Origin of the sequence: Pseudomonas sp. AAC (assembly GCF_000725445.1) — a bacterium.
Lineage (GTDB): Bacteria > Pseudomonadota > Gammaproteobacteria > Pseudomonadales > Pseudomonadaceae > Pseudomonas > Pseudomonas citronellolis.
The window spans coordinates 86,461-93,065 of record NZ_KL647104.1; the positions used below are offsets into that span (position 1 = coordinate 86,461).

Genomic DNA, 6,605 nt, shown 5'->3' on the forward strand with positions numbered 1-6,605 from the left:
GCCGGAGCCTTAAACCCTGGCTCCCTTGGAGGCACTGTCAACGACAGCGAGCCAATCCGGAATTAGGGGCCTGAGGGGAATCCCGCAGGCCAGAATGCTCAATGATCGAAAATTTTTAGGCCCTTGAGCGCGGGCGCGAATGGATCGAGTACCAGGTAGCGAACGTCAGCTTGAGCTGCAAGATGAAGTAGGTCGACCAGTTCGACCGGATAGCCAGCGGCGATCTGTTCCTCTCGCAAGGCTGAGGCGGTCAAATCCATCACCTCCAGGCTCTCGTCGGTCCAGGGCGTATGCACCAGGCGGAAGCCAACAGTGCCCAGTTCGTCTATCCAGAAGACTCCAATAAGGACTCCAGCGAGTCGGATCGGCATCTTCGTGCCGAAACTCTCCAGGAGGGCATGCAGAGCCTTCAACGGAAGGTGGGCTTTGCTAATCTCCCAGGAGCGACTCCATGGCTCATAGCGGCGCGTTAGACGGTCAACAAGGTCATGAGCGCCATCAAGGGTGTAGGTGTCCCCTATGAAGCGGCCGGTATCTGCATCCAGAACGGCGTAGGTGACGTCGATTACCGTGCCTTCACTTCCGCAGCGCTCGGCGAGCTCCGGATCTATGTTCCCAGCCCCTACGATGAGGCAGAGGTCGTCGCTGAATATGCAGGGTTTGCACTGAACCTCTCGGTCCTTCAAATGTGCTTGGCTGCTATGGATCGCTCGATTGCACGGCACTTCGCTGTTCGAGTATTTGACTTGAAGCAGACGCTCGACGCGGTACCGGCACAGGTTGTCGAGGAAAGGGTTCGGTGTGCTCATGGCGGGTCCTAGGTGAGAAGGAGCAGCCCCCATCAAGGGAGCTCCCTTGATGGGTTTGTAAGGTGTGGCGCAGTTAGCCGGTCGCGCGGGCGTGCAGTTTCACTTCAACGCTTCTTGCCGTCTGATAGCACTTCACCAGGGCATATTGCTGAAGAATTGGGGAGTCCGATGAGTCGCAGCCATGCTCGAAATCAGCTTGAGCAAGGGCCTCGATCGCCGGTTGAATGTCATAAAGCAAGATGCTGAGTCCGGCGTCGCCAAACTCATCAACGACACCTCCGTCTAGCCAGTAGTGGAAATCGGAACGAGCTGCATGCTCTGCAATAGCAAGCAACGCCGGCAGACGCTCAGGGTAGGTTCTGTTCATTGGTGAAGCTCCATGGGGAGGTTCACCAGCCCGGGCGGGTGATGAACCCGTCAGGGGAAAAGTGCGAGGCACATCGAGCTAGGTATGTGCTCTCTGCGTCCAGGTGCCGTACAGGTGCCGATGTAGTAGCCGGCACCGCTTTCGAGGACCTGAAGCGGCAGTTGTTCGTCACAGAATTCGAGAGCCAATTTTCCGAAGGACATGATGTTCTCCTGGTGATCCGGAGCCGCATGCCCAAGGCATTGGCCCTGGGGAAGGGGGAGGGCACCTTGCGGTGCCCGTGGTATTAAGCGGTCAGAACGGCTGCATCAGTGCTCGGGCTGGAGAAGATCAACCAGGCCATGTCGCAGAAGTGGCTGCTGTTGAGCAGTTCATCCTCGATGTCGGTCAGGCTTACTTCTTCAACTTCGGGCAGAGCGGGCATTTCAACGGCTTGGGCGTAATTCATGATGATCTCCAAATTAATTTGGAGAACACCATGCCCCTGGGGGGAAATGGTGCCCCCCGGATGGGTTCGCGATGACAATCAGCGCAGTGCGTAGGTTGTAAAAGGCGCCCTTGGGGGCGCCTTGGATTCGATCAAGCGGCGAACTGATCGCCTTGCTGCTGTTGCTCAGCTGCAGGAGCATCGGAAGCAGGACCAGCCTGTTGGGGGGCCTGATCCACGCTGTCCTTGGGCTTAGCTTCGTAGACGGTTTCGCCATCCACCTTGATCCAGTTGAGGAAGAGCAGCCGGCCTTTGAGGCTTGCGCCGGCCTGACCTTTCTTCTCGCCTTTTTCGTAGGTGAACGCTTCCGTCCGAATGTCGCCAATGCGGAAAGCCACGAGGACCTTCTTGCCGGCGTCTACGGCCTGCTGGCAGCGGCGAACGAGCTTTTCAGCTTCGGCGCCGACGACGTTGCAGTCGATGTAGGAGTATTCGACGTCGTCCGAGGAGCCACGAAGGGCTGCGACGGTAACGGCGAGAAGGGGGGTGCCCTTACGGATGGGCACTTCGCGGATGCGGTTGAGGTAACCGATACCGGAGGTATGCAGATCGAAGAACTTGGTGTCTTGGGTTTGGTTGCTCATGGGGTTTCTCCAGTTTCAAAAGTGAAAGCGGAGAAACACTTCGCCCATGGGGGGAAAGTATTCCCCGCGAGGGTTAGAGCTTAGTGGGTATGCTTGGAGCTGGGTGAGGGAGCTTCCACCTGGTTGGACCAGGTTGATCGCGCTTCCGGAAGCTAGGCGATCTTGGGGGGATCAACACCTGTGGTGTCGCAGTCTTGCAGATCATGACTGCTGGGGCGGGGTTGCTGACAACATCAGCAGCTCACGGTGCCAAGAATGGAAATGCCAGTTGCACTTGTCAAGCCCCCAGAATGAAAAAGCCCCTCGGAAGGAGGGGCGCGGTGTCAATGTGGGCGGTGGCGATGATTAAGCTTTGTCAGCTTACGTTTGAGATTGGGCCAGTCAGCCCAAGCTGCCATCGACAAGCACACTACGAGTAGGGCGGTCAGCATGATCACGCCGAAAGTCGTTTGGCTCATCTCAAGATTCCTCCTGAGTCAGGTAGATACCTGTTGACCAGATTACCACACCAACAGACAGCGCAAGGGCAGTCAGGATGCGGTGCTCTCCGAGAAAGATGCCAATCAAACCTGCGGCTACGGCTGTAGTACCAATCTTTCGCAGGTCTTCTGCGATTGCAGACAGTTTTGCAGGGCTCATGGTTTTCCTTTGAATCAGCTGGAAAACCGCCCGGCAGGGAGGTTTCCCAGCCGGGTGAGTGGCGGATATCGATTAGCAGGTCAAGGAATCAACCGGCGCAATCAGGTCGTTGAGGGGGCCCATTTTCAGGACTGGGATGGAAGAACTGCTGGGCAAGGCCTTAACAACGGCTTTGCGTTTGCGGGTGCGCTTGGGTTTTTCCGGGGCACACTCACGGGTGTTTTGCTCGTACCAGTCGGCGAGGTTCACCTTTCTCAGGCGAGCGATCGCAGGGACTTGGCACATGTACTCGAGCACGTCACCCGAGGGGTGCGGTGCTGCAGGCTCATGATGCCGTAGGTGCGGGCGAGGGATGGCTTTGGGCCGGGGTTGTTGTACCGCACGCAGGAATTCCCGAGTGACGGTTCCGAGAGCTTCACCGAAGCGGTAGCTGAGGGACGGCGTGGACATGGTGTTTCTCCTGCAGGTTGAAAATGCGGAGAAACACTGGCCCCGTCGGGGAAGTGAATTCCCCGCTGGGTTGGCGGAAGGTGCTTCTATCGACCGAAATCGATCGACCGCGCTACCAGAAGCTAAGCGGTCTTGGGATGGACCAACACCAAGAGGTGTCGCAACTCTTCGGGTCCAAGTTGCATGGGCATGTCGCTGACGACGTCAGCAGATCACGCAAATATCATTGGGGGAATGTCGAGAGGGTGTCAAGCGGAGGGAGGAACTGGAGCGGGCAAGGAGGGGGGACAGCAGAGGGCGATGGGGAACAGCGAGCCGAGGGCAACCATGTCTAGTAGCCGCCCCCGGCTGAGTTCGAAGGAACGAAGTCAGGAAGAAGATGCCACCGTGACAGACGTCGATCCCTGGGCATTGAACGACGATTCTCATCACCTGGCCGGTTTTAGTGGCTATGGCCAGCAAACAATTGGCACGCATCCGCGCACAAAAGGAACCCTGCTTTTCGCCGGCGGGCCACCGGCCACGAAAACGAAACCCTTTGGGTAGCCTCATGCCCCTGAAGTTCAAGGCCATCAGGTTACCCAAGGGGAGGGGAAAAAGGATGGGCCACAACACCGGTGTGGCCCTCAGATTACGATGCGCCGAACCTCTTGAAACCCTATATGCCTTTGAACTCGGTCATCACGAGTTAGACGGCTGCGCGACTAGAGAGAGCAGGGAGACACAGGGAGAGTTCCAACCAGATCCGCACGCCCTTCCCGGAGCTAAGCGTGCTTTTGGTTTGGTATCGAGGCGAACCTCCGACACCTGGGCGCTACATGATGACCGTCAGTAGCCAGCGGGGTGAAACCTGTTTGATGTCATTATGTTGGTACGTCGGCGCTGATGCAAGGCGCGGCGCGACTCTCAAGCCAGCCGGGCGTCAGTTGACGGCCACAACAGCACCATCGGGCACGGCGGCCGGAATGCTGATTCCGGTATTGCCTGCGGTAGGTGAAAACAGTGTGCCGGAGCGCTTCACGCCTACAGTCGTAGCCTGGGTTCTGTCGACCAGAGCGGCAGGCAGGCCAGCAGGCGTGTTGCCTGTGTAGTAGGTGTACGCTGATCCACCTGAGAGATACGACGTTACTCCTGCGGGCTTCGAGTACCAGCTGGGGAGGCTGAGCGCTGTGTCTGCAGGAACTCCCGCAAACGCAGGATTGTTGCGTGCATATTCAGCAGCCGCTGATCGATAGACCAACATGCTTCGGCTCAGCGTATCGACCGTCGCTGCATCAGCGGTGACTTCGTCCTGGTGCTGAACCTGGCTCATGATCCCGCCGGCAACGATCAAGATGGTAAGAGCTATCCAGTAGAAGTACATGCGGTGCCTTTGGGTCGAGTATATCGAGGGTCGCTCGATCGTAACGGCCGGAAATCGGGGAGGCAATCGGTCTGTAGACTATAGTCCGCAGACGATGAAGGAGGGCGATTCCAGAATTCGACCTTTGCGCTTAGGTCGAGTTCTTGGCACGCCAACCTGTTCCAACTGGGGATCACAATAAAGCCTTCGGTGCTGCTTTGGCAGAGCTGCGTAAGGCGCGTGGTCTATCCCAAGAGGTTCTGGGGTTCGAGGCTGGTCTCGACCGGACATACATCAGTCTGCTCGAGCGCGGCCAGAAGTCTCCCACGCTAGATACCGTTTTCACCCTCTGTGGTGCATTGGACATTCCGTTTAGCCAGCTGGCCATCATGACGCAGGCCAAGCTGGAAGAGGTCCATGAGTAACGATCTAACCCTCCGCGAAGGGCTTGAGCTCTACCGCTCGAAAGTCTCAATCCTGAAGAAGGGCTACGCCCAGGAAAGCTACCGACTTGCGAGCCTGCTGCGCTCAGAACTAGCTGGGCGGCAAATGCGCGAAATTCAAAGCCCCGACATCGCCAAGTACCGTGATGATCGTTTGGCACAGGTCAGCCAGAGGACAGGGAAAACGATTTCCCCGGCGACGGTGCGACTGGAAATGTCTTTGCTCTCGCATGTCTTCGATGTGGCGAGAATCGAGTGGGGCGCCTGCGATACCAACCCCGTCACCAACGTACGTAAGCCGAAAGCGCCACCTGGTCGTGATCGCCGGCTTCTGCCGCGCGAGGAGCGGCGGATTCTGCGGTACTGCCACGCCCACCCTACCGAGGAGTTGTTCTCCCTGGTCGTCTTGGCTTTGGAAACCGCAATGCGGCAAGGCGAGCTACTCAAGCTAGAATGGGAGCACATCAACCTGCAGCGTCGCGTCGCTCACCTGCCAGAAACCAAGAATGGCTCGAAGCGTGACGTGCCGTTGAGCCTAAAGGCGAGGGATGCACTGACCAGGTTGGGAGTCAAAACCAAAGGTCGAGTGTTCTGCTACACCTCGAATGGCCTGAAGTCCGCCTGGCGAATCATGTTGCAGAGATTGGCCATCCTGGACCTTCACTTCCATGACCTTCGGCATGAAGCGACAACTCGACTGTTCGAGCTCAACACGATGGACGTCATGGAGATCGCGTCCATCACCGGTCACAAATCGCTCGCAATGCTGAAGCGCTACACCCATTTGCAGGCTGCCAGGCTTGTGAAAAAGTTGGAAGGCAACCGCGGTAGGGGACAACAAGTCGTGCTGGACCACCTGATCCCATACCCCGCCATCGCCGACACCTCGACTGATGGCATAACCATTCGCGTGCTGGACTTTGATGGGCTGAGCGTCACGGCACCAAGTGAAGCTGAGGCACTTCAGCGAGCTCAGGACGAGCTCCTACGCAAGCTGATGGTGTCGATACGAGATAAGGTCACGGTTCCACCGCCTGACCAATACTTGGACACTGTCGACGAGAGCAGAATCTTCATGCTGGATCCACTGGCCAGTCGAGCAATCTCGCTCGCCCAGCCTCACACTTTTTTATAGGTGAGGCGTGAGCCTAATCAAAGGTCGAGGGGCCGTCGTGTAAGGCATGGAGGATAGTTTGTTGGCAAAAAACTGACGACTTTGCGACAGCCTTGCCAATCCGGTGTGTGGGCACAAGGGGATAAGAACTTTGCGCGCGTTGTTCCTGGAAACAGCTACATGGACCTAAGCCAGGTTATTTCATGCCAAGAAGCCGGGACAGGTAACTGGTGGTCTATCCGGGGGACGCAGGTAACCACTGTCTGGACTGGAAGTGTTTGGCAACAGCGTTACGATGGGTCGTTCCATCACAACTGCGCGAACATCTTAGTTTTCAATTGACAAGCCTCCTTGCCAATCCGGTGTGTGG

9 protein-coding genes are annotated in these 6,605 nt (G+C 57.3%); 2 read left to right on the plus strand and 7 right to left on the minus strand.

Annotated features, from left to right (window positions below):
* Positions 1-98: 98 nt before the first annotated feature.
* The 7 genes from FG99_RS30330 to pilM all read right to left on the minus strand — a co-directional run bounded on the left by FG99_RS30330 (position 99) and on the right by pilM (position 4,699).
* Positions 99-809: a DUF5983 family protein gene (locus FG99_RS30330; protein WP_043273957.1), complete on the minus strand. Its 711-nt coding sequence runs from the start codon at positions 807-809 to the stop codon at positions 99-101.
* A 73-nt stretch (positions 810-882) separates the two neighbouring features.
* Positions 883-1,176 (minus strand): hypothetical protein, encoded by a 294-nt coding sequence (locus FG99_RS30335; protein ID WP_051879432.1) that lies wholly within the window; start codon positions 1,174-1,176, stop codon positions 883-885.
* Between the two features lie 286 nt (positions 1,177-1,462).
* Entirely contained in the window at positions 1,463-1,624 is a 162-nt protein-coding gene (locus FG99_RS32580; RefSeq protein WP_168187664.1) for a hypothetical protein, read from the minus strand.
* A 131-nt stretch (positions 1,625-1,755) separates the two neighbouring features.
* Positions 1,756-2,247, minus strand: coding sequence for an STY4534 family ICE replication protein (locus FG99_RS30345; RefSeq protein WP_043273959.1), 492 nt, complete (start codon positions 2,245-2,247; stop codon positions 1,756-1,758).
* 459 nt (positions 2,248-2,706) lie between these two features.
* Entirely contained in the window at positions 2,707-2,886 is a 180-nt protein-coding gene (locus FG99_RS31830; RefSeq protein ID WP_081884772.1) for a hypothetical protein, read from the minus strand.
* 72 nt (positions 2,887-2,958) lie between these two features.
* The gene (locus FG99_RS32585) at positions 2,959-3,336 is read right to left on the minus strand and encodes a hypothetical protein (RefSeq protein ID WP_065085034.1); all 378 of its coding nucleotides are present in this window, start codon (positions 3,334-3,336) and stop codon (positions 2,959-2,961) included.
* A gap of 922 nt (positions 3,337-4,258) precedes the next feature.
* Positions 4,259-4,699 (minus strand): type IV pilus biogenesis protein PilM, encoded by a 441-nt coding sequence (gene pilM, locus FG99_RS31845; RefSeq protein WP_081884773.1) that lies wholly within the window; start codon positions 4,697-4,699, stop codon positions 4,259-4,261.
* A gap of 143 nt (positions 4,700-4,842) precedes the next feature.
* Between pilM and FG99_RS30350 the strand changes: the two genes are divergently transcribed.
* The gene (locus FG99_RS30350; protein WP_051879434.1) at positions 4,843-5,103 is read left to right on the plus strand and encodes a helix-turn-helix domain-containing protein; all 261 of its coding nucleotides are present in this window, start codon (positions 4,843-4,845) and stop codon (positions 5,101-5,103) included.
* A complete protein-coding gene (locus FG99_RS30355; protein ID WP_043273962.1) occupies positions 5,096-6,256 on the plus strand; it encodes a site-specific integrase in 1,161 nt (386 codons plus the stop codon). Before FG99_RS30350 ends, FG99_RS30355 begins: the two co-directional genes overlap by 8 nt.
* Positions 6,257-6,605: the final 349 nt, after the last annotated feature.